The organism is Sporosarcina sp. resist (assembly GCF_014302295.1).
In the GTDB taxonomy this organism is placed as follows: Bacteria; Bacillota; Bacilli; order Bacillales_A; family Planococcaceae; genus Sporosarcina; species Sporosarcina psychrophila.
Map to the genome: position 1 here is coordinate 5,060,001 of NZ_CP060287.1, position 23,678 is coordinate 5,083,678.

Genomic DNA, 23,678 nt, shown 5'->3' on the forward strand with positions numbered 1-23,678 from the left:
CTCCCTGTTTCATGGGTATTTTTGCAAGCACATCATCCGGATTCACTGGACCCTCGTTGTCATCATATACATCTTCTCTTTTTACAACGAGTCGTTCTTGAACTTTAACTTTTTTTACACTGAATGCATTTAAAACCTTTATATGCTCCGGTGAGAGTTCAGTATCTTTTCTAAGGATCGGGTAGATTGTATTTATATATATATCTTCACTTGTAATTATGCCCGGGCGCAGGTCACTTGTTTTTACATAGTTTTCAGCCATCAATATTACCTACCTTCACCTTATAGTTCTTTCTATCATACTCTAAATATTTCAATTAAACGACGGGATTGTATAAATAGGCGTAAAAAAAAGGTTATTGAAATGGCCATATCGACCATTTCAATAACCTTTTTACTTAAGATTCCGTATCTTCATCGTCTATCTCAATAGTAGATAACCCGATGTCTTCATTATTTTCAGAAGAGACTTCATTCTCTTCAACAATATTGTCGTCGAGTTCTTCTTCCTCTTCTTCTTTCACAACTTTTGCAACAGTCGCGACAAGTTCATCTTCTCCTAGGCGGATTAAACGTACTCCCTGCGTACTGCGTCCAATAACAGAAATATCGTCAATGTCCATACGGATCAAAATGCCATGTATCGTAATCAGCATTAGATCTTCAGTACCATCTACTGTCTTCATCGCAACAAGAAGACCATTGCGTTCTGTCACATTCAATGTCTTCAGACCGTAACCGCCACGAGTTTGAATACGGTATTCATCTTCTGGCGTACGTTTTCCGAATCCTTTTTCTGTGACAACTAGAATTTCATCGCCTTCATTCACTGTATCCATACCAATTACAATGTCGCCTTCGCGAAGACGGATACCACGGACTCCACCTGCTATCCGACCCATAGAACGAATATCTGTCTCATTGAATTTGATTAACATACCATCCTTCGTACCAATGGAAATGTTTTCATCGCCTTTAGTCATTTTGACGCCGATAAGTTCATCATCGCCTCGAAGGGTAAGTGCTATCAATCCATTTGAACGGATATTAGCAAATTCGGAAACAGGTGTACGTTTAACAACCCCGTTACGAGTCGAGAAGAATAAGTATTTGTCATCCTCGAATGCATCTACAGGAATCATGGCTGTTACTTTCTCATCTTTATCGACACCTAACAAGTTAATGATAGGTAAACCTTTTGCAGTCCGGCTAAATTCAGGCACTTGATAGCCTTTCGTACGGAATACCCGTCCTCTGCTTGTGAAGAACAAGATGGTATCGTGCGTCGACGTATTCAATAAATGTTCAACGAAGTCGTCGTTATTCGTACCCATCCCTTGTATACCGCGACCTCCACGACGCTGGCTACGGTACGTATTAGCAGGCAAACGTTTAATGTAACCATTATGTGTGAGTGTCAGTACTGAGTTTTCGACTGGGATAAGATCTTCGTCCTCAATCATTTCAGCGCCGCCCAGTGTAATTTCCGTTCTACGTTTATCTTCAAAGCGAATTTTCACTTCGAGCAATTCCTCACGAATAATCTCAAGCAATTTTGATTCGTCTGCAAGAATTGCACGGAGTTCAGACATAAGGAGTTGCAACGCTTCGTATTCACTTTCAATTTTGTCCCGCTCAAGTCCTGTCAAACGTTGAAGACGCATATCAAGGATAGCCTGCGCTTGACGATCAGATAAATTAAATTGATCCATCAACCCTGTTTTTGCTTCATCTGTTGTTTTAGATGCACGGATAAGGGTGATGATTCTATCGATATTATCAAGTGCTATGCGTAGTCCTTCTAAAATGTGTGCGCGATCTTCCGCTTTTTTCAGATCGTACTGAGTACGTCTACGGATTACAACTTTTTGGTGTTCAAGATAATGGAACAAAATCTCCTTTAATGCAAGGATTTTTGGTTGACCATCAACGAGTGCCAGCATATTGACACCAAAACTAGATTGCAATGCGGTTTGTTTGTACAGATTATTTAACAGTACGTTGGCATTTGCGTCACGACGTACTTCCATCACTATTCGCATTCCGGTACGATCCGATTCATCGCGTAGGTCAGTAATGCCATCGATTTTCTTATCACGTACCAACTCAGCAATTTTTTCAATCAGACGTGCCTTGTTTACCTGGAAAGGCAGCTCATGTACAAGGATTGTTTCCCTGCCGTTCGACTGCTGTTCAATTTCGACTCTGCCTCGAATGATAACCGAACCCCGCCCAGTTTCATAAGCTCTTCTGATTCCGCTACGACCAAGAATGATCCCACCAGTTGGAAAGTCTGGACCTGGAATAATTTCCAACAATTCTTCTGTTGTAATTGCAGGATTGTCAGCAAGTGCAAGGACAGCATCAATTGTTTCTCCAAGATGATGCGGAGGAATATTTGTTGCCATTCCGACCGCAATACCGGTTGTCCCGTTAACGAGTAAATTCGGGTATCTGCTTGGAAGAACAATCGGCTCTCTTTCTTGTCCATCATAGTTATCTTGGTAATCAACAGTATCTTTATTAATATCTCGAAGAAGTTCCATTGCAATACGCGACATACGAGATTCCGTATACCGCATCGCAGCTGCACCATCTCCATCGACAGAACCAAAGTTACCATGACCATCAACGAGCATATAACGGTAGTTGAAATCTTGGGCCATCCGTACCATCGTGTCATACACAGCACTATCGCCATGCGGATGATACTTACCGATGACGTCTCCGACAATACGTGCGGATTTCTTATGCGGTTTATCTGCGGTATTTCCGAGATCCTGCATTGCATACAGAATACGGCGATGGACCGGCTTTAAACCATCCCTCACATCAGGGAGCGCACGTGAAACGATGACACTCATTGCATAATCAAGAAAAGATGTCTTCATTTCTGTACTAATGTTAATTCCCTTAACACCACGTTGCGGCATATCTGCCATTATTGTTAGACTCCTTTCAACTCAAAAATCCTTAGGAAAAGATAGTTCGACTACTTGACTAGATATGCTGATCTAAAATATTCCATTGAACTCGCTAGGGGATGCCTCACACCTTAAGCGAAGCAGCCTCACCGTTCTCAGGGCTTCGGCTCTTTCGCTCAGTTATTATGGACAATCCTTTGTTCAATACATTTAGTTTTTTTTCATTTCAACTAGCCAATCAGGTATCTATATTTTTCACGTACATTGCATTCTCTTCGATGAATTTGCGTCGTGGTTCGACTTCATCTCCCATAAGCTGTTGGAATGTTGAATCCGCATCAAACGCATCTTCAAGGTGAACTTGGAGCAGTGTACGCTGATCAGGGTCCATTGTTGTATCCCATAATTGCGTTGCATCCATTTCCCCCAGACCTTTATACCGGGTAATAACGGGTTTCGGCATAGGAGGAAGTCGTCCAATAATCTCTTGGAGTTCTTCTTCAGTATAGCAATACTCCTGAACCTTCCCTTGTTTCACACGATAAAGTGGCGGCTGAGCAATATAAACATACCCAGCTTCGATAAGCGGTCGCATAAAGCGGAAGAAGAAGGTTAAAAGAAGCGTACGAATATGCGCCCCATCGACATCTGCATCAGTCATAATTACAAGTTTATGATAGCGTGCCTTGGAAAGATCGAATTCTTCTCCGATGCCAGTACCAAGTGCTGTAATCATCGCACGGATTTCTAAGTTACCTAAAATACGGTCAAGACGTGCCTTTTCGACGTTCAAGATTTTTCCTCGAAGCGGAAGAATTGCTTGGAAGTGACGGTCGCGTCCCATTTTAGCTGAACCACCCGCCGAGTCACCTTCAACGATATACAATTCACTTATAGCTGGGTCACGTGAAGAACAGTCTGCCAGTTTACCTGGAAGACTCGACACTTCAAGTGCCGATTTCCGGCGTGTAAATTCACGCGCATTTTTTGCAGCAAGACGTGCTCGTGCTGCCATAAGACTTTTATCGATGATTTGACGTGATGTTGTCGGATTTTCAAGCAGGAATCGTTGGAATCCTTCTGAAAATAATGAGTTAGTGATCGTACTAACTTCTGAGTTACCCAGTTTTGTTTTCGTCTGTCCCTCAAATTGCGGATCCGGGTGTTTAATCGAGATGATGGCCGTTAGTCCTTCACGTACATCATCACCAGACAAGTTTGGATCAGCTTCTTTCAGCACACCATTTTTCCGGGAATAGTCGTTAATAACGCGTGTCAGTGCTGTTTTAAAGCCTGATTCGTGCGTACCACCCTCATAAGTATTGATATTATTGGCAAATGAAAACAGATTTTCTGCATAGCCACTATTGTATTGCATGGCGATTTCGATTGAAATTCCATCTTTTTCGCCTTCAATGTATATAGGTTCATCATGAATAGGCTCTTTGTTTTTATTCAAGTGTTCAACGTACGACTTGATGCCGCCTTCGTAGTAATAAATGTCGCTTCGTTCTTCTTCACCACGCTCATCGGTAATCGTGATTCGCAGACCACGGTTTAGATAAGCAAGCTCACGAAGTCGGTTGGCCAGAATATCATACTCATATACTGTTGTTTCCGTGAAAATTTCTGGGTCTGCTTTGAAGCGGATTCTTGTTCCAGTTTCATCAGTAGTACCGATTACACTAAGCTCTTTTGACACAGCACCACGTTCAAATTCGATGAAATGGACTTCCCCGTCACGTCTTACATACACTTCTGTCGTTTCGGACAGCGCGTTCACGACAGATGCACCAACTCCGTGCAAACCACCGGAAACCTTATAACCTCCACCGCCAAATTTACCACCGGCATGAAGTACAGTCATAATAACTTCGACTGCAGGTCGACCTGTAGATTCCTGAGTACCTACTGGAATACCACGGCCATTATCATCGACTCGGATCCAATCGCCTTTTTCCATCGTCACTTCGATATGGTCACAGTGACCTGCAAGTGCCTCATCAATACTATTATCAACAATTTCCCATACAAGATGGTGAAGTCCTCTAGAACTTGTTGTCCCGATATACATACCTGGACGTTTGCGGACAGCTTCTAATCCTTCTAAGACTTGGATTTGATTTTCATCATAAGCCATCTGCATATCTTTCTCTTCCATTGCCAAACTGTTCACCTTCCCTTTCCGAACGTCTAACATTTGTATTGCTGCTGTTTTATTTAAAGGGATGACTCAATCGTCATTCCTCTCTTTTAGCGACTTCGCCCGCTGTAACTTCGAATATGTCTGCCTGACGAATTGTTTCATGGTCAATCCCCGCTACGTTCGTCGTCGTGACAATTGTCTGCACTTCTCCTTGAATTGTGTTCAAGAGATGGGATTGTCGGTAATCATCAAGTTCAGACAGGACATCGTCCAAAAGAAGAACAGGTGCTTCTCCGACTTCTTGCTTTACAAGTTCTATTTCCGCAAGTTTAAGGGACAGCGCTGTTGTTCGCTGCTGTCCCTGCGATCCATACGTTTGGATGTCATAGCCGTTTACGAAAAAGTGAAGATCGTCTCTATGTGGCCCAATCAAGGTCATACCGCGATCTAGTTCACGGCGTCTTGCCTCAAGCAATCGCTGACCGAGTATCGACTGCATCTGTTCCACAGTCTGTCCCGAATCAAGTTCTTTTAGTGTTCCATAAGAAACTTGAAGGGATTCAATACCACGAGAGATTCCTTTATGAATCGGTTCTGCCCATTTTTGTAAAAGTTCCATGAAATAAAACCTTTTACGAATAATTTGGACGGCTACTTGAATATACTGCTCTGTATAAATATCAAACATGACATCGTTAAGGCTTTGTTTTCCCCGATTGTCTTTTAAAATTGCATTGCGCTGTTTGAGTATTTTTTGAAATGTTAAAAGATCATGTAAATAGGTTGGTGAAATTTGACCGATTTCCATATCTAGAAACCGTCTTCTTACCTGGGGACTGCCCTTTACAAGATTTAAATCTTCAGGAGCAAACATGACGACATTTAATTGGCCAATGTACAAGCTAAGGCGTTTTTGTTCAAGATGATTGACACGCGCTTTTTTGCCTTTTTTCGAAATGACCAATTCTAATGGCAGCCGTCCATATTTACGTTGTATGTCCCCTTCTATTTTACCATATTCTTGGTCCCAGCGTATTAATTCACGATCATTTGAAGTTCTATGCGATTTCGCCATAGAAAGTACATAGATCGCTTCCATGATGTTTGTTTTACCCTGGGCATTTTCCCCAATTAACACATTGATCTGTGGGGAGAATGAAAGGTCAAGTGATTCATAATTTCGGTAATCGATTAATGCAAGTCGTTCAATATACATCCGTTTGACCGTCTGTTAGTTCAGTTACTTTATATGTGCCGACATTGGGAATTTTAACGATATCTCCATCACGAAGTTTTTTACCTCGTCGCTGTTCCTCCTCGCCATTGACGTAGACAATGTATTCATCCAGAAACCATTTAGCCATACCACCTGAACTAATTGTATTCGTCATTTTTAATAGTTGCCCTAGAGTTATGAACTCTGTATCGATTGTAAGATTTTCCATAGAGTCTCAACCTTTCGCAAGTTAGTCTGTCTTTCTATTTTAGCCGACTTTCGGCAGTAAGTAAAAAGGATAGTCAAATAAGTGACTATCCTTCAAGATTCAGTATGTTCGTACAGGGAGAATAAGTTGCAAGATTGAATCGTCATCAACTGATTTCAAGATGAACGGTCGCATAGCTCCCGTAAATTGAATCGTTATGTCTTGTCCATCGATTGCTTTCAATGCGTCCATCATATATTTAGCACTGAAAGAAATATTCAATTCTTCTCCTGTTACGCCAATAGCTTCAACCAATTCTTCAACCTTACCTACTTCAGGTGAATTTGAAGAGATTTCAATAACTTTACCTTCATTGGCAGAGAAGCGAACAATGTTGTTCCGTTCTTCACGTGCTAGAAGGGATGCTCTATCAATTGCCTGAAGAAGAAGTCGGCCATTCACCGTTACTGATGTTTTATATTCTAACGGGATAAGACGTGATGTATCTGGGTAATTGCCTTCCAATAGGCGTGAGTAAAATAACACACCACGTGTTTTGAATAACACTTGTTGATCTGCAATGACAATATCCACAAGTTCACCGTTATCAGGCAAAATCTTATTTAGTTCCTGAAGACTTTTACCAGGAATAACGACACTGAATGGAACTTCTGGCATATCTTCAGGTATCGTCAGTCTTCTTGCCAATCTATGGCTATCAGTAGCGATACAAGCAAGTCCCCCATCTTTTACTTCCCAAAGGACACCTGTTAATACTGGTCTAGTTTCTTGTTGAGACACGGCAAAGACCGTTTCTCGAATGATTGATTTCATCAGATCCGCTGGCAATGAAAATAGATAGTCATCTTTTACTTCTGGTAGAACCGGGTAATCTTCTGGATCTAGTCCAATTAGATGGAATTCAGACTTACCGGATTGAATATGTGTTTGAAGTCCATTTGCAACTTCTATTGTTACTTCATTCGTAGGTAGTTTTCGTACGATTTCGCTAAATACTTTAGCTTGCAGCACGATGCTTCCTTTTTCTACAACTTGAATAATTTGTTCTCCGTTATCTTCTGCAGGTATGAATGTACAGATCGTAATATCGGAATCACTTCCTGTTAATGTCATTCCTTTTTCGTCCACTTCAATCTTTATTCCTGTCAAAATTGGAATCGCAACTTTTTGACTGATGGCTTTCATAACATCGCTTAATCCATCAAGCAACTTATCTCTCATAATTTCAAATTTCATTCTATACCCTCGCTTAATATATATAGTATTAGTTATTAATAAAGTAATAGTAATAGTAGTAGGGGCTGTGGATATGTTGGTAAGTCTATTTTCCCTTTGAGCCTGAACGTTTTCCACATGTGTATAACCTGTTTGTAGGTGTGCACTACTTATTATATGTTATGCACAGGTCATCCTCTACCAAGAACATTACGAATATCTTGAACGTCTTGTTGCAAAGCTTGATCATCCTTTAACATTTGCCTAATCTTCTCGTGTGCGTGAATGACAGTTGAATGATCTCGTCCTCCGAATTCAGATCCAATCTTAGGTAGGGAGAAATCCGTAAGTTCTCTGGATAAAAACATGGCAATCTGTCGGGGAAATGCAATCGCCCTCGTTCTTTTCTTCGCAGTAAAATCCTCTAGACGTATGTCAAAGTGCTCTCCAACTGCTTTTTGGATATCAAGAATCGTTACAGTACGCGGTCTTGAATTAGGAATAATATCTTTCAAGGCTTCCGCAGCAAGATCCGTATTGATATCCGAATTGACGAGTGATGAGTAGGCGACAACGCGTATAAGAGCCCCCTCAAGCTCACGTATGTTTGAGTCAATTTGGTTGGCAATGTACAGCATGACTTCATTTGGAATATCAACAAGCCCATCAGCCTTTGCCTTTTTGCGCAAAATTGCGATGCGTGTTTCCAGGTCTGGAGGTGCTATGTCTGTGATAAGACCCCATTCAAAGCGGGATCTAAGTCTGTCCTCAAGTGTTGGAATTTCTTTTGGAGGTCGGTCACTTGAAATAACAATCTGTTTTGACTCCTCATGGAGTGTGTTGAATGTATGGAAAAATTCTTCTTGTGTTTGTTCTTTTCCCGCAAGGAATTGAATATCATCTATTAAGAGCACGTCTACATTCCGATAACGATTACGGAACTCGACAGCTTTATTATCACGAATAGAGTTAATGAATTCATTTGTAAACTTCTCAGATGAAAGATACATGACTTTTGCTGAGGGGTTCTGTTCGAGTACATAATGTCCAATTGCGTGCATTAAGTGTGTCTTTCCAAGCCCAACACCCCCATAGATAAACAGCGGATTATAGGCTTTCGCTGGTGCTTCAGCAACGGCAAGTGACGCTGCATGGGCAAAACGATTTCCTGAACCAATGACGAATGTGTCAAACGTATATTTTAGATTAAGCATGCCAGGTGCCGACGTTAATGGAACTTTTTCTATAGGTTTAACGGTCGGTTTAGGTAGCATGAAATCATTTTCTTCCATGTTTTTAGGAACAACGAACTGAATGATTCGGTCTTCGCCGGTCAATTCGGATAGAATACCAGTAATAAGATGTACATAGTGGTTTTCAAGCCAATCTTTTGCAAATGAATTCGGTGCGGCGATTGTGACATTTTCTTCGCCATAAGACATCAGTTTTGTCGACTTTAGCCAAGTTTCAAAACTAGGTCTTGAAATTTTCTGCTCAACCTTCGACAAAACTTCGATCCATAATTCTTCTAAGTGGTCCAAACGTGTGCCTCCTTTACAATGAAAATAAAAAACCCGAGGATATGTATTATACACAGTTTTCCGTCGTGTGGATAACAATTACGCAAAAGTGTTGAAAAAATTATCCACAATGTATTAACAACTGTGGATAACAAAAATGCTATAAAATTATGTGCATAACAAATTCATCTCATTGTAACAGGATATGTTGTGGATTACAAGGAGTCCTGAACCTTATCCACAGCGCAAGTGGTTGTGGATGAAATCTTTATCCACAGGCCTTGGTATGTGAGGAAGATGTCGATAAGCAGTGTGCATAAAAAAACTTGAGAAAATACTATCCACATCACTATCTGGAATTAGCGGAAGAAACCGTGGATAACTTATTGGGACGAAATCAGAGAAACTAAATGGCCTAAATTACTGTCGAACAGGAAAGGGTTGACTTTTACCTTGGAAATCCGATATACTATTCAAGACTGTCACAGTAATAAATAGACAATCAATGCAGGAGGTGTCTTAAAAGATGAAACGTACTTACCAACCAAATAAACGTAAGCGTAGTAAAGTTCACGGCTTCCGTGAAAGAATGAGCACGAAAAGCGGACGCAGAATTCTAGCAGCTCGTCGTCGTAAAGGAAGAAAAGTCCTATCAGCATAAGGCCACTGACATTTCAGTGGTCTTTTTTCTTGTTTATTAATGAAGAACTATAATCATAGATGACGGAGCAGGTGCATGAGATGAACAGACGTCAACGGATAAAGACGAATGAGGAATTCCAAGAAGTATTCAAAAAAGGGAAGTCGTTTGCTAATCGGCAATTTGTTGTGTATTCCTATAGGAAGGAAGACCAGCCAGAATTCAGGATTGGTCTGTCCGTCAGCAAAAAAGTAGGTAATGCAGTCGTGCGGAATAGGATCAAACGGTATTTACGACAGTCCTTCCTGGAATTGAAAGACGAACTGCGCAACGATATGGATTATGTCATCATCGCCAGACATCAGGCGGCCACATTAGATTTTCATGAAACAAAAAAAAGTTTGCAGCACGTCCTGCGTATTTCTCGTGTCTTAAAGAAGTAGAAGGAAGTATATGAACGTGATAAACTGTTAGTATCGGTCGATAGGGCCTTTTAACTTCACTCGGCAGGGGTCGAAACCCCTACTGAAAATTAAGGAACTCTGGCTAAAATCGCCGCGTACTGCGGCAACGCCTGAGTAACCAACATCCTGTTGGCCAAAAGCCTCCAGCGGATGTCACAGATTTTGAAGAGAATTAATTGAATAAGATAAGATTTGGGGGAACTGATTTGAAAAAGAAGTTAGCATTAATCCTTATACTGACGGCATTGTCGGTATTTCTTGCGGGATGTTCGGAATTCCAACAACCGATTTACGAGGACAGTGAAGGATTTTGGAACAAATTTGTCGTCTGGCCGTTAGTTTCCCTAATAACGACATTTAAAGACATACTCGGTACATACGGGTACGGTATTGTTGCAGTTACAATCATCATTCGACTTGTCTTGCTTCCATTAATGATCAAACAGACAAAAAGTTCAAAACGGATGCAGGAAATCCAACCTGAACTGAAAGCACTCAAAGAGAAATACAAATCAAAAGACGCAGTTACACAACAAAAGTACCGTGAAGAAATGCAAAAAATTATGTCGGAACGAAAAATCAATCCGGCGGCAGGCTGTTTACCAGTCTTAATCCAAATGCCAATTCTATTCGGTTTCTATCATGCGATCAGCCGAATGAATGTCACATACGATATTGGAAACTTCTTATGGTTTGAACTTGCAGCGCCAAGTATTACACTTGCAGTTTTAGCAGGAGCTATGCAGTTTATCGTTTTACGTACAGGTCCTGCAATGGACAACCCACAGATGAAAGTAATGATGTATATCATGCCGTTTATGATTATGATCTTCGGTTCATTCTTACCAGCAGCACTTTCACTTTACTGGGTAATCGGTAATATCATTTCAATTATCCAAAACATCTTCATTTACAAACCATTTAAGAAAAAGGAAGTGGAACTTGTAAAAGTGGGAGGGAAACGGAAATGACAAGGACGACGCGAAGGGGAACCACGGTTGAATTAGCGATTTCATCAGCATTGACAGTACTTGGCGTTACGCGTGATGAAGTAAAAGTCGAAGTGATCAATCAAGGGAGAAAAGGATTTCTAGGTTTCGGTGCAAAAGAAGCTGAAGTAACCGTAACTATTATGAACTTTGAAGAACCTTCCGTCCTTGAAGAAGCAAAACCTCTAATGGAGATACAGCCAACTGAGATTGAAGTTATTAGTGAATCTGTTAAACCTCCTGTGGAGAAAGAGGAAGTCCAAATTGAAGGATTGTCTGATCAAACTGCGATAGAAGAAACAGAAAACTATTTGAAAATGATTGCAATTGGAATGGGTGTCGATGACATTCAAATCAGCCATGAAATCAAAGGTAAATATGTTACTTTCCAAATGGAAAGTGCAAAAGCTGCATTACTGATTGGAAAACGAGGACAAACGTTAAATGCACTCCAGCAATTATCGCAACTTGTAACAAACAAATTGGCGAGTCAATTCAAGGTCGTCCGGGTAGATATCGGTGATTATCGGGAGCGTCGCGAACAATCTTTGGAACAATTAGCAGAACGAATGGCTGATAAAGCAGTTCGTACAGGGAAAAGAATCCAGTTAGAACCGATGGCTTCCTATGAAAGGAAAGTCATCCATAATGCTTTATCACGGCGCATGGATATTGAAACATATTCAGAGGGCTCTGATCCATTCAGGTATTTAGTCATTGAATCTGTTAGGTGAAAAAAAGTCCCGCAAAGACGAACGCTGTCTCTGCGGGACTTTTTTGTATTATATTGTAAAGATATCTTAACTTATCCACATTATTTAAATTGCGACACTAGGAGGATGGATGGATTTGTGATAATATATTATGTTAGATAGTCGTGTCGGAAATAGGTTATCCACATGTGAGTAACCAAGTCAGGAAGGTGAAAAACGTGCATTTTGATACAATAGCTGCCATCTCTACTCCAATGGGGGAAGGTGCAATTGCCATCGTCAGGTTAAGTGGGGACGAAGCTGTCCAAATAGCGGATCGTATTTTCCGTTCACCGTCTGGTAAGAGGCTAAATGAAGAACAATCACATACAATCCATTATGGTCATTTAATAGATCCATCAACTGAGGAAACTGTCGAAGAAGTAATGGTTTCTCTCATGAAAGCACCAAAAACATTTACACGTGAAGACGTCGTAGAAGTGAACTGTCATGGAGGAATTGTTGCGGTCACCCGTGTTCTTCAATTAGTGCTCAAGCAAGGGGCGCGTCTTGCAGAACCCGGTGAATTCACAAAACGTGCATTCCTTAATGGACGAATTGATTTGTCTCAAGCCGAAGCGGTCATGGATCTTATTCGTGCGAAGACAGACCGTGCCATGAATGTTGCACTCAATCAGATGGAAGGAAAACTTTCTCGGTTAATCGGGGGATTGCGACAAGCGCTTATTGAAACGTTGGCGCAAGTTGAAGTAAATATCGATTATCCGGAGTACGACGACGTCGAAGAAATGACAATCCCGCTAATGATTGAAAAAAGTATGTGGGTGAGAAATGAAATTGATAAGTTGTTGAAAACTTCATCTCAAGGGAAAATTCTGCGAGAAGGTCTATCTACTGTTATTATTGGTAGACCCAATGTAGGGAAGTCTTCCTTACTAAATAGCATCATTCAAGAAAATAAAGCAATCGTAACCGACATTGCGGGGACGACGCGTGATATTATTGAAGAGTACGTTAATGTGCGAGGTGTTCCACTTCGTCTTGTCGATACAGCTGGAATCAGAGAAACAGAAGATATTGTGGAACGAATCGGCGTCGAAAAATCGAGGAAAGTGTTGAAGGAAGCGGATTTAATTCTACTCGTCCTTAACAGTTCTGAAGAGTTATCGATAGAAGACGAACGACTATTTGAAGTGGTATCGGGAATGGATACAATCTTTGTTATCAATAAAACCGATCTTCCACAAAAAATTGACATGCAAAAAGTGATGGAACATGCCGGAACGGGCAAAGTTGTCACGACCTCTCTCGTGAAAGACGAAGGGGTAGATGAACTGGAAGAAGCAATTGCCGGACTCTTTTTCGAAGGAAATCTTGAATCAGGCGATTTCACATATGTATCGAATGCACGACATATCGCACTATTACACAATGCGCGTGCCACGATTGAAGACGCACTCGCGGCTGCTGAAGCAGGTGTTCCAGTCGATATGATTCAAATTGACGTTACACGGACGTGGGAAATTCTTGGTGAAATTATCGGAGACACGGTCCAAGACGGTCTACTCAATGAACTATTTTCTCAATTCTGCCTCGGAAAATAAAATAAGATAAGTGTTCAACAAGAGTGAATGGAAAGAGGGGGCCTGCCTAGCGCAGTAGCCCGCTTCTACTTTTCATCGAGCTTTTTGAATGACTTTAATAGAAAGAAGGAAAAGAACATGCCCAAATTTGAAGCAGGCACGTTCGATGTTATTGTTATTGGAGCTGGCCATGCGGGAGTTGAGGCGGCACTTTCCGCTGCCAAAATGGGTGCAACAACGCTCGTACTTACAATGAACCTCGACATGATCGCCTTTATGCCATGTAATCCGTCACTCGGTGGTCCCGCTAAAGGGATTGTCGTCCGTGAAATTGATGCACTGGGCGGTGCAATGGGGAAAGTAATTGATAAAACACACATTCAAATGCGGATGTTGAATACAGGCAAAGGACCAGCAGTACGAGCGCTTCGTGCGCAAGCTGATAAAGTCCTTTACCAGTCGGAAATGAAACGTCTCCTGGAAGAACAGGAAAATCTACTACTTCACCAAGGTGTTGTAGAAGAACTAATCGTGGAAGACGATGAAATAAAAGGTGTACTTACGCAAGTCGGTGCAATTTACCGTGCGAAGACAGTCATTATTACAACGGGGACATTCCTGCGCGGTGAAGTTATTATTGGTAACCTGAAATATTCAAGTGGACCGAATAACCAAATGCCTTCAATTAAACTTGCAGACAATATTCGCGAACTTGGCTTTGACATGGTGCGATTCAAAACAGGGACACCACCCCGTGTGAATAGCAGAACAATTGATTATAGCAAAACTGAAATCCAACCGGGAGATGATACAGCGTGGGCATTCAGTTATGAAACGACTGAATTTATCACTGATCAACTACCATGTTGGCTGACATATACATCGCCAAGAACACATGAACTTATTAATGAAAACCTTCACTTGTCACCGATGTATTCCGGGATGATTAAAGGGAAAGGGCCCCGCTATTGCCCATCAATTGAAGATAAAATTGTACGATTTGCTGATAAATCACGTCATCAGATTTTCCTTGAGCCCGAAGGCCGTAATACGCAAGAAGTGTATGTCCAAGGATTATCGACAAGTTTGCCGGAACACGTTCAAAAACAATTGATTGCAAGCGTACCAGGACTTGAAAATGCGGAAATGATGCGTGCAGGTTATGCAATTGAGTATGATGCAATTGTCCCTACGCAACTATGGCCTACACTTGAAACAAAAAGAATTCGTAATTTATATACAGCTGGTCAGCTTAACGGTACATCTGGCTATGAAGAGGCAGCAGGTCAAGGAATCATGGCGGGTATAAATGCAGCTTCCCGTGCTCTCGGGAAAGAAGAACGTGTCCTCGGACGTGCTGACGCATATATAGGTGTTCTTATTGATGATCTTGTTACAAAAGGGACAAGCGAGCCATATAGACTTCTGACATCACGTGCCGAATACCGACTGTTGTTGCGTCATGATAATGCGGATATGCGCCTGACTGAAATTGGGTACCAAATAGGGATGATTAGTGAAGAACGACATGATGCGCATATTATTAAAAAGCAACAGATTGAAGAAGAAATTGCCAGACTGCGAAAAGTGACGATTAAGCCTAATAGTGATGTTCAAGACATCATACGTGAAACAGGCGGCTCAGAACTTAGAGAGCCGATGAAAGCAGCAGACCTTCTAAAACGTCCTGAAATAAAATATAGCCAGATAGAAAGAATGGTTCCACCAGAAGAAAAGAAATCAAAAGAAGTAGAAGAGCAAGTTGAAATCTTCATTAAGTATGAAGGTTATATTGAGAAATCATTGCAACAAGTAGATAAAATGAAAAAACTAGAAAACAAAAAAATACCCGATAATATCGACTATAATGCAATATCCGGAATCGCGACGGAAGCTAAAAGTGTACTAAGCGAAGTAAGACCATTATCCATTGCACAAGCATCTCGTATATCCGGCGTTAATCCAGCCGATATTTCAATTCTTCTTGTCTATATCGAACAAGGAAGAATAGCCAAAATTTCGGGTTAAATTAGCTAATGCGGTCTTGTGTTATGTTAGTTAATACAAGCCGCTTACGCTTTTCTTATTGTCTAGGCTCCAGGCGTCAGCTCCTCGGGGGCACAAGTCTTTTTACTACGGCGGCTGTAGTACGCCTCCTACGTAAACAGTCTTGTGCCTGTCGGGGCTGAACGACGCCTTACGCTTTTCTTAAGGGGGAATATTGATGAATGTTGCACAATTTATACAAGCTTTAAAAGAACAAGGTATTGAATTGAGTGAAACGCAAATAGCTCAGTTTAACCAGTATTTTAAACTCTTGGTAGAGTGGAATGAAAAGATGAACTTGACAGCGATTACAGATGCGCCCTCAGTTTATTTAAAACACTTCTATGATTCTATATCCGCGGCTTTTTATATTAATTTGAATGAACCAAAATCAATTTGTGACGTAGGCGCGGGAGCTGGATTTCCAAGTATTCCTTTGAAAATTTGTTTTCCAAACTTAGACGTGACTATTGTGGATTCATTAAATAAAAGAATTGGTTTTCTGAAAGTATTAGCTGAAGAACTTCAGCTAGAAAATGTGCATTTCGTTCATGCAAGAGCTGAGGACTTCGGACAAGACTCCAAGTATCGTGAAAAGTTCGATATCGTCACTGCTCGTGCGGTTGCACGTCTGTCTGTCTTAGCTGAATTATGTATACCACTAGCTAAAAAAGGTGGAATCTTCATTGCGATGAAGGGAGCAGCCGCAGAAGACGAACTTTTAGATGCAAAAAAAGCACTTTCTGTTCTCGGGGCTACCATTAAAAAACAATACTCATTTATTTTGCCAATTGAAAATAGTGAACGAAATATCTTTGTTTTTGATAAAGAGAAAATCACTCCTAAAAAATATCCTCGTAAACCAGGCATTCCGAATAAAATGCCAATTCAGTGAACTGTTTCACGTGGAACAATGAGTAAAGAGGATATACTATCGCCATGCCGAATTAGTAGAATTAGGGAGCAGTATTGAAAAGGTGGTGCCGGGAATGAAAAGTCCGTTTTCACGATTTTTTGGGAGTGGAGATAAAGAATTAGATCCACTAGTAGTGGAAGAGGTTCATCACGAAGTAATTGAACAGGTGAAAATCGAGTTAATAAATCCAAATAAATTTCAACCGCGTACAATATTTTCTGAAGATAAGATTGAAGAACTTGCGAGGACAATCCATACGCATGGTGTCATTCAACCAATCGTCATTCGGAAAATGGGTGAAGAAAATTATGAAATCATCGCTGGAGAGCGTAGATATCGAGCAATGAAAAAATTGGGATGGTCGGAAGTACCGGCGATCATTCGAAACCTTGATGATAAAGAAACTGCATCCATTGCACTTATTGAAAACTTACAGCGTGAAGAATTGACTGCAATTGAAGAGGCATATGCCTATGAAAAACTTCTTGAACTTCATTCCTTAACACAGGAAGCGTTAGCGCAAAGACTAGGAAAAGGTCAGTCAACTGTTGCTAATAAATTGCGTTTACTGAAATTACCCGATGAAATCAAGAATGGAATATTAACAAAAGAAATATCGGAGCGACATGCAAGAGCACTTATTCCAATTAAGGACAGCGAATTACAGTCACAACTTTTTAAGGAAGTAATTGAACAGCAGTTGAATGTCAAACAACTAGAAGCCAGAATCTTTCAGGTTTTACACCCTCCAGAGAATGTAAAAGATAAAAAGACAGCACCTCGGAGAAAATCGGTAAGTAAAGATGTACGAATTGCTCTTAATACTATTAGACAATCACTAGTTCTCGTTACTAAAAGTGGGATAGATGTAAAAACAGAAGAAGAAGATTCAGATGATTTTTATATAATCACTGTTAAAATACCGAAAAAGAAATAAGAAATGTCCAAGTGCCTTGATAGACTTGAAAAACTTATACTTTCTTATTTTTTAACAAAAGACTCTTGCTTCACATAGCAAGAGTCTTTTTTCTACATATTTCTCTACAAAAAATGTTTTTTTTGTTAAACTAGAAGAAGTTACAAAATTGAAAGAATAAAAGAATAATAAAAGTGCAGGAAAGCAGGTGCAGGTGTGGGCAGAATTATAGCGATAGCCAATCAAAAGGGAGGCGTCGGAAAAACGACAACATCCGTAAATCTAAGTGCTTGCCTTGCTCATATAGGCAAAAAAGTTCTTTTGATTGATACCGATCCGCAAGGGAATGCAACGAGCGGGGTAGGCGTTAACAAGGGGGAAGTCCAACAATGCATTTATGATATTCTAATAGATGATGTTAATATAAAAGATGTCATTCGTTCGACTAAAGTAGAAAACCTTGATATCGTGCCGGCAACTATATCCCTAGCAGGCGCAGAAATTGAGCTAGTTTCAACTATATCCAGAGAAGTACGGATGAAACATGCTATTCAGGAAGCGAAAGATCTGTATGACTACATCATTATCGACTGTCCACCGTCACTTGGTTTACTAACAATAAATGCACTGACCGCGGCTGATTCAATTATCATCCCAGTCCAGTGTGAGTACTATGCGCTTGAAGGTTTAAGTCAACTACTAAGTACGATCCGGCTTGTTCAAAAACATTTAAATGAAGACTTAATGATTGATGGCGTCTTACTTACGATGTTCGATGCAAGAACAAATTTAGGGATTCAAGTTATAGATGAAGTGAAAAAGTATTTTCAAGATAAAGTATACAAAACGATTATTCCAAGAAATGTACGATTGAGTGAGGCACCGAGTCATGGAGAACCGATTATCATTTATGATTCAAGATCACGTGGTGCAGAAGTATACTTAGATCTGGCAAAGGAAGTGGTTCGCAATGGCTAAAGGTCTTGGAAAAGGATTAAATGCTTTATTTCCTGGAGAGTCACTAGCGAAAGTAGAGTCTGTCGAACACATTCATGTGAAAAGTATTAAGGCCAATCCGTACCAACCAAGGAAAGTATTTGATGAAAATGCTATTCAAGAGTTGAGTGCTTCCATTAAAGAACATGGTATTCTTCAACCAATTATTCTTCGGAAAATGGGAACGGCCTACGAAATTGTTGTAGGTGAGAGACGATTCCGTGCAGCACAAATGGCAGGTCTAACTGAAGTTCCAGCGGTTGTCCGTATCTTGACGGACGAAGAAACAATGGAGTTTGCGATTCTTGAAAACTTACAGCGGGAAGACCTAACGCCAATAGAAGAGGCTGAAGCTTATCAAAGCCTCATGGAAAATCTAGGTCTTACACAGGAACAACTAGCATTTAGACTCGGTAAAAGTAGACCTCACATCGCAAACCATGTCCGTTTACTTTCATTGCCTGAAAAAGTAAGAAATTATATTACTGTAGGTAAAATTTCTATGGGGCATGGTCGAACATTACTTGGTCTACGTAAGAAAGAACAAATCGCTTTAGTGGCAGAACGGCTACTAAGAGAAGGACTTAACGTCCGCCAATTAGAAAAGCTGGTTCAAAAAATGAATGAGGATGTTCCACGTGAAACTAAACCAGAAAAGCGTAAAGACTTATTCCTTGCCGAGCGGGAGTCAAATCTGCGTGATTATTTCGGGACAAACGTATCAATAAAGAAAACAAAGAATAAAGGTAAAATTGAAATCGAATTCTTCTCTGAAGATGATCTCGAACGTATTCTTGAATTATTGAACGAATAAGGATGCACCTATTTTGCCGACTGTGCAAAATAGGTTTTATTTTTAACTTTACTCAGCGGGAATCCAACCCCGCTGAATGAAGTTAAAGCCTCCGGCGGATGTCACAGATTTTGAAGGGAGTTAATTGAGCAAGCTCAATTAAAAATCTGGACGCAAATACGCCTCGACGTATTTGATTGAGAGGAAGTGAAAAAGTGATTTTATTTGGAACAGTTGTGAATGTTCTTTTAATAGTTGCAGGTGCGTTCATAGGAAGATTTCTACATAATATACCCGAGCGGATGAAAGAGACTGTCATGTATGGAATTGGGCTTGCGGTTGCTGTTATTGGCATACAAATGACTTTTGAAAGTACGCAAATACTGATTGTTATTATCAGTATTGTCGTTGGTGCAGTAATTGGTGAGTGGATGGATCTCGATAAGAAAGTGAATGATCTGGGACACTGGATGGAGAGCAAGATACCGGCAAGTGATAAAGGTCCGGGCATTGCGCAAGGGTTTGTTACAGCTACGTTGATTTTTGTTGTTGGATCGATGGCCATTATCGGTGCTATCGATAGCGGTCTGAGAAATGATCATGATGTCCTCGTCATGAAAGGGATTATTGATGGTTTCACTGCTATCATTTTAAGCTCAACGCTAGGTATTGGTGTCGCGTTTGCTGCAATTCCTGTATTTTTTTATCAAGGAATTATCACGTTATTTTCTACTCAAATAAGTCGCTTCGTTCCGGATGATTTACTGAACTTCTTCATCTCTGAAATGACAGCGACAGGTGGATTAATGATTTTGGCTATCGGTTTGAATTTAATTGGTTTGACTAAAGTGAGAGTTGCCAACCTGATTCCAGGTATCCTTGTTGTTGGAGTTGCTGTTACTATCGTACACTTCTTTTGATTTAAGACGCCCGTGTGCTAGTTGCAAAGCCCGAGCAATAGTGCGGCTCATCTCGTATGGAAGATAGAGGCGAGTACTTTGCAAAACGGCATGTTCCATGAACCCGGCGATATTGACTATGCCTTTAATGGATACGTCCCCAACTGGGGGCAGCTCCTTACCGACTGCCTTGCCAGGGTGTATAGGTCCACTATTGAAAAGTAATTGTCCGATAGAACTTACTTGTCCTAGGCATGCATCAATTGCTACGATGAAAGCAGTGGGATTAGTGAGTCTGGTTTCATCAATATGCTGTTGTAGATTTAAGGCATGTAATGGACTTTCCAATGTCCCGATTACAGTGAATGGGAACAGGGGAGACTCGGATAGGAAAGAACCGGTAAGTGGCCCTAGCGAGTCACCGGTAGATCGATCGGTTCCGATACAGAAAAAAGTGAGATCTTGGGTTTCGAATGGAATGTGCTGGAGGAATAATGAACTGAGTTTCCAAACGGCACCTGTCTCCTTATGGTGAATGCGATAATCATATGGTGTAGAAAGAGTAGATCGCATGAAAAAACTCCATTTCTTTTTTTATAACTCAGTCTACGCTTGCAAGTGATTTATTATACGAAAGGAAGAGGATTGTGGCAGTAACTATAAATGAAGACTTTGAAAAGTTGAAAGAAGATGCTGAAGAAGTAGGTAACATACTATTTAGTTCGAAAACTTGGTTTGATCTTGGCATGCTAGGACTTAAAGTAATCTTCATTATCCTGCTATCCATTATTGTAGTGAAAATAGGTAAAAGCGTTATTCGCCGCGCATTCAAGGTGAGACTGAAAGGCGCTTTACGTCATACAGAGCGCCGTGAAACAACATTGGTTAAGCTGCTTCAAAATACATTGTCATATGTCGTCTATTTCGCAGCAATTCTAGCAATCCTTTCTGCATTTACAATCAATGTTACAGGAATTCTTGCAGGGGCTGGAGTGTTAGGTCTGGCAGTCGGTTTTGGTGCCCAAAGTCTTGTGAAGGATATTATCAGCGGTTTCTTCATCATTTTTGAAGATCAATTTTCTGTGGGTGATTATGTACAAATTGGTTTAACAGTTGGAACGGTTGAAGAAATTGGTTTACGTACGACAAAAATTAGTGCGTATGGCGGGGAAGTACATATCATCCCGAACGGAAATATTTCAGAGGTCGTGAACTACTCAATTAATAATTCACTGGCTATAGTGGATATTAGACTTGGATATGAAACAGACATCGCGAAAACGGAAAAACTGTTGGAAGAGTATCTTGCAAATTTATCTGTTGGATATGAAGCGCTGATATCACAGCCAACTATCGTAGGCGTACAAGATTTGGGAGCATCTGAAATTATTATGAGAATCACAGCAGAAACCCAGCCTGTTATGCAATACGAAATTGCGAGGAAATTACGCAAGGATTTGAAAATATTCCTGGATCAGAACGGTATTGAAATACCGTACCCGAAAATGGTTATGTATCAACCGAAAAATGAGGTGTAAATAGATGGTGGAAAAAATCTTTGGGTTAAATGACATTGTTGAAATGAAAAAGCAGCATCCATGCGGAACGAACGCATGGAAAATCATCCGGATGGGGGCGGATATCCGCATTAAGTGCGAGGGATGTGGTCACAGCGTAATGATTCCACGTAATGAATTTGCGAAGAAGATGAAAAAGCTGCTTGTAAAGGCTGAATCTTAAGCTGTTCAGATTCCAGGCGTTCCGCTAGCAGATGGACAACTAGGCCTGCTGTCCTTATAATGGAAGAGTTGCATATGGAATGTATGAGTAAAAGAATTAACATATAATGGAGGCTTCTTTAAGCGAAAGTACCGCTTAAAAAGCTAAATGAAAGGTTGTGGAACGAATGGCATTAACAGCTGGAATCGTCGGTCTACCAAACGTAGGTAAATCTACACTATTCAATGCGATTACAAAAGCGGGGGCAGAGGCGGCAAACTATCCGTTCTGTACAATTGATCCGAACGTTGGAATCGTTGAAGTACCTGATGAAAGACTAGATAAACTTACAGAATTAGTAACACCGAAAAAAACAGTACCGACTGCATTTGAGTTTACAGACATCGCAGGAATTGTTGAAGGAGCAAGCAAAGGTGAAGGGCTAGGGAATAAATTCCTTATGCACATCCGTGAAGTGGATGCAATCTGTCAGGTTGTCCGTTGCTTCGTAGACGAAAATATAACACATGTAGCTGGTAAAGTTGATCCAATCGATGATATCGAAATCATCAATCTTGAATTGATTCTTGCAGATATGGAAGCCGTTGAAAAACGATTGGCACGTGTTACCAAAATGGTGAAACAGAAAGATAAAGTGGCAATGGCAGAAGAGCCAATCTTGATTAGATTAAGAGAAGCATTTGAAAATGAAAAACCTGCTCGTTCTGTTGAGTTTACTGACGAGGAACTTATCCTTGCAAAAGGGATGAACCTTTTGACGATTAAACCGATGCTCTATGTAGCAAACGTTGCGGAAGATGAAGTTGCAGATGCAGACAATAATGAGAATGTTAAAGCTGTCCGCGCATTTGCGGAAAAAGATAGTGCACAAGTAATTGTTGTTTGTGCAAAAATCGAAGAAGAAATGGCTGAACTTGAAGATGATGAAAAAGCGATGTTCCTTGAAGAGTTGGGCATCAAGGAATCGGGCCTCGATCAACTTATCAAAGCATCTTATAAGCTTCTTGGCTTTGCAACATACTTCACAGCGGGCGTACAAGAAGTTCGTGCGTGGACATTCCGTAAAGGGATGAAAGCACCGCAATGTGCTGGAATCATTCACACTGACTTCGAACGCGGCTTCATCCGTGCTGAAACAGTAGCATATGATGACCTAGTTGCAACAGGTTCAATGGCTGCTGCAAAAGAGGCAGGAAAAGTTCGTCTTGAAGGAAAAGAATACATTGTTAAAGACGGCGACGTTATGCTGTTCCGTTTTAACGTTTAAGTACCAATAAATGCTACTTTGGAATGTTACATTCCAGTACGTCTGTTGCTTAGCCAAAAGTAACCAGAAAATAACTTGATCACACTGGGTGCAACGTTGTACTTGGATTGCTTTGGTTTGAACGACTACTCTATCATTATCGAGATGTCTGGATGTGTAGGGATGCGACTTGGTCGCATCCCTACACATTTTTTTTTCGGTAATCGTATGGTGGTCCTTCTTCCGCCGCGCTCCAAATTTATAAGTATTCGTAGTTCTGAAGCTTTTTGGGACGAAAGAATAGCTGGCTTCTTACCAGGAGAAAAGCCGCCAAAGATGCAATTTTGGCGGCTGATGCTTTCTATATAGTTTTTTCTTGTTTTTATTAAAGAAGTATCACTCTCAAGTATGCATCACATAATTAGATGTATACTTTTTGTTAAAAGTAAGCAAGAAGCATATTATACAACGTGCAAGAGTGCCCGAA

Annotated in this window: 22 protein-coding genes (1 of these 22 only partly in view); 14 read left to right on the forward strand and 8 right to left on the reverse strand. The window is 40.7% G+C overall.

Features of this window, described 5'->3' with window-relative positions:
* The 7 genes from H7992_RS24340 to dnaA form a co-directional block, all read right to left on the reverse strand.
* Window positions 1-262, reverse strand: the beginning of a protein-coding gene (locus H7992_RS24340; RefSeq protein ID WP_187046279.1) for an HD-GYP domain-containing protein. Its footprint begins 842 nt before the window's first position; 262 of the gene's 1,104 nt are visible here — the first part of the coding sequence; it begins with the start codon at window positions 260-262; its stop codon lies beyond the left edge, outside the window.
* Between the two features lie 136 nt (window positions 263-398).
* Window positions 399-2,942, reverse strand: a complete 2,544-nt coding sequence (gyrA, locus tag H7992_RS24345; RefSeq protein WP_067204065.1) for a DNA gyrase subunit A — start codon at window positions 2,940-2,942, stop codon at window positions 399-401.
* 220 nt (window positions 2,943-3,162) lie between these two features.
* On the reverse strand, window positions 3,163-5,085 hold the full coding sequence (gene gyrB, locus H7992_RS24350; protein WP_067213784.1) for a DNA topoisomerase (ATP-hydrolyzing) subunit B: 1,923 nt from the start codon (window positions 5,083-5,085) through the stop codon (window positions 3,163-3,165).
* 79 nt (window positions 5,086-5,164) lie between these two features.
* Window positions 5,165-6,286, reverse strand: a complete 1,122-nt coding sequence (recF, locus tag H7992_RS24355) for a DNA replication/repair protein RecF (RefSeq protein WP_067204068.1) — start codon at window positions 6,284-6,286, stop codon at window positions 5,165-5,167.
* Entirely contained in the window at window positions 6,276-6,515 is a 240-nt protein-coding gene (yaaA, locus tag H7992_RS24360) for a S4 domain-containing protein YaaA (protein ID WP_067204071.1), read from the reverse strand. The genes recF and yaaA overlap by 11 nt, the downstream gene beginning before the upstream one ends.
* A gap of 99 nt (window positions 6,516-6,614) precedes the next feature.
* Window positions 6,615-7,751 carry a DNA polymerase III subunit beta gene (gene dnaN / locus H7992_RS24365; protein WP_067204074.1) on the reverse strand — a complete coding sequence of 379 codons (1,137 nt, stop codon included), beginning with the start codon at window positions 7,749-7,751 and terminating at the stop codon, window positions 6,615-6,617.
* 170 nt (window positions 7,752-7,921) lie between these two features.
* Window positions 7,922-9,271: a chromosomal replication initiator protein DnaA gene (gene dnaA / locus H7992_RS24370; protein WP_067204077.1), complete on the reverse strand. Its 1,350-nt coding sequence runs from the start codon at window positions 9,269-9,271 to the stop codon at window positions 7,922-7,924.
* 505 nt (window positions 9,272-9,776) lie between these two features.
* Here dnaA and rpmH point away from each other — a divergent pair.
* The 11 genes from rpmH to H7992_RS24425 all read left to right on the forward strand — a co-directional run bounded on the left by rpmH (window position 9,777) and on the right by H7992_RS24425 (window position 20,226).
* A complete protein-coding gene (gene rpmH, locus H7992_RS24375) occupies window positions 9,777-9,911 on the forward strand; it encodes a 50S ribosomal protein L34 (protein WP_067204080.1) in 135 nt (44 codons plus the stop codon).
* A gap of 80 nt (window positions 9,912-9,991) precedes the next feature.
* Window positions 9,992-10,333 (forward strand): ribonuclease P protein component, encoded by a 342-nt coding sequence (gene rnpA / locus H7992_RS24380; protein ID WP_187046280.1) that lies wholly within the window; start codon window positions 9,992-9,994, stop codon window positions 10,331-10,333.
* Window positions 10,334-10,560: 227 nt separating this feature from the next.
* The gene (yidC, locus tag H7992_RS24385) at window positions 10,561-11,325 is read left to right on the forward strand and encodes a membrane protein insertase YidC (RefSeq protein ID WP_067204084.1); all 765 of its coding nucleotides are present in this window, start codon (window positions 10,561-10,563) and stop codon (window positions 11,323-11,325) included.
* Window positions 11,322-12,077, forward strand: a complete 756-nt coding sequence (gene jag, locus H7992_RS24390) for an RNA-binding cell elongation regulator Jag/EloR (RefSeq protein ID WP_187046281.1) — start codon at window positions 11,322-11,324, stop codon at window positions 12,075-12,077. Before yidC ends, jag begins: the two co-directional genes overlap by 4 nt.
* A 197-nt stretch (window positions 12,078-12,274) precedes the next feature.
* The gene (gene mnmE, locus H7992_RS24395; protein WP_067204090.1) at window positions 12,275-13,660 is read left to right on the forward strand and encodes a tRNA uridine-5-carboxymethylaminomethyl(34) synthesis GTPase MnmE; all 1,386 of its coding nucleotides are present in this window, start codon (window positions 12,275-12,277) and stop codon (window positions 13,658-13,660) included.
* A 117-nt stretch (window positions 13,661-13,777) separates the two neighbouring features.
* Window positions 13,778-15,667: a tRNA uridine-5-carboxymethylaminomethyl(34) synthesis enzyme MnmG gene (gene mnmG, locus H7992_RS24400; RefSeq protein WP_067204093.1), complete on the forward strand. Its 1,890-nt coding sequence runs from the start codon at window positions 13,778-13,780 to the stop codon at window positions 15,665-15,667.
* 196 nt (window positions 15,668-15,863) lie between these two features.
* The gene (gene rsmG, locus H7992_RS24405) at window positions 15,864-16,580 is read left to right on the forward strand and encodes a 16S rRNA (guanine(527)-N(7))-methyltransferase RsmG (protein ID WP_187046282.1); all 717 of its coding nucleotides are present in this window, start codon (window positions 15,864-15,866) and stop codon (window positions 16,578-16,580) included.
* 94 nt (window positions 16,581-16,674) lie between these two features.
* Window positions 16,675-17,538, forward strand: a complete 864-nt coding sequence (gene noc / locus H7992_RS24410; protein ID WP_067204099.1) for a nucleoid occlusion protein — start codon at window positions 16,675-16,677, stop codon at window positions 17,536-17,538.
* A gap of 195 nt (window positions 17,539-17,733) precedes the next feature.
* Window positions 17,734-18,495 (forward strand): ParA family protein, encoded by a 762-nt coding sequence (locus H7992_RS24415; protein WP_067204101.1) that lies wholly within the window; start codon window positions 17,734-17,736, stop codon window positions 18,493-18,495.
* Window positions 18,488-19,327: a ParB/RepB/Spo0J family partition protein gene (locus tag H7992_RS24420; protein WP_067204104.1), complete on the forward strand. Its 840-nt coding sequence runs from the start codon at window positions 18,488-18,490 to the stop codon at window positions 19,325-19,327. Before H7992_RS24415 ends, H7992_RS24420 begins: the two co-directional genes overlap by 8 nt.
* A 194-nt stretch (window positions 19,328-19,521) precedes the next feature.
* The gene (locus tag H7992_RS24425) at window positions 19,522-20,226 is read left to right on the forward strand and encodes a DUF554 domain-containing protein (RefSeq protein ID WP_187046283.1); all 705 of its coding nucleotides are present in this window, start codon (window positions 19,522-19,524) and stop codon (window positions 20,224-20,226) included.
* On the opposite strand, the gene yyaC is transcribed toward H7992_RS24425, so the two are convergent.
* Window positions 20,137-20,778, reverse strand: a complete 642-nt coding sequence (yyaC, locus tag H7992_RS24430; RefSeq protein WP_187046284.1) for a spore protease YyaC — start codon at window positions 20,776-20,778, stop codon at window positions 20,137-20,139. The genes H7992_RS24425 and yyaC overlap by 90 nt on opposite strands.
* A gap of 74 nt (window positions 20,779-20,852) precedes the next feature.
* Here yyaC and H7992_RS24435 point away from each other — a divergent pair, with 74 nt between their 5' ends.
* From H7992_RS24435 to ychF, 3 genes are all read left to right on the forward strand, one after another.
* Window positions 20,853-21,743, forward strand: coding sequence for a mechanosensitive ion channel family protein (locus H7992_RS24435; RefSeq protein WP_231885745.1), 891 nt, complete (start codon window positions 20,853-20,855; stop codon window positions 21,741-21,743).
* Between the two features lie 4 nt (window positions 21,744-21,747).
* Complete coding sequence (locus H7992_RS24440; RefSeq protein ID WP_067204109.1) at window positions 21,748-21,945, forward strand: DUF951 domain-containing protein; 198 nt, start codon at window positions 21,748-21,750, stop codon at window positions 21,943-21,945.
* A 166-nt stretch (window positions 21,946-22,111) separates the two neighbouring features.
* Complete coding sequence (gene ychF, locus H7992_RS24445; RefSeq protein ID WP_067204112.1) at window positions 22,112-23,212, forward strand: redox-regulated ATPase YchF; 1,101 nt, start codon at window positions 22,112-22,114, stop codon at window positions 23,210-23,212.
* The last annotated feature ends 466 nt before the right edge of the window (window positions 23,213-23,678 follow it).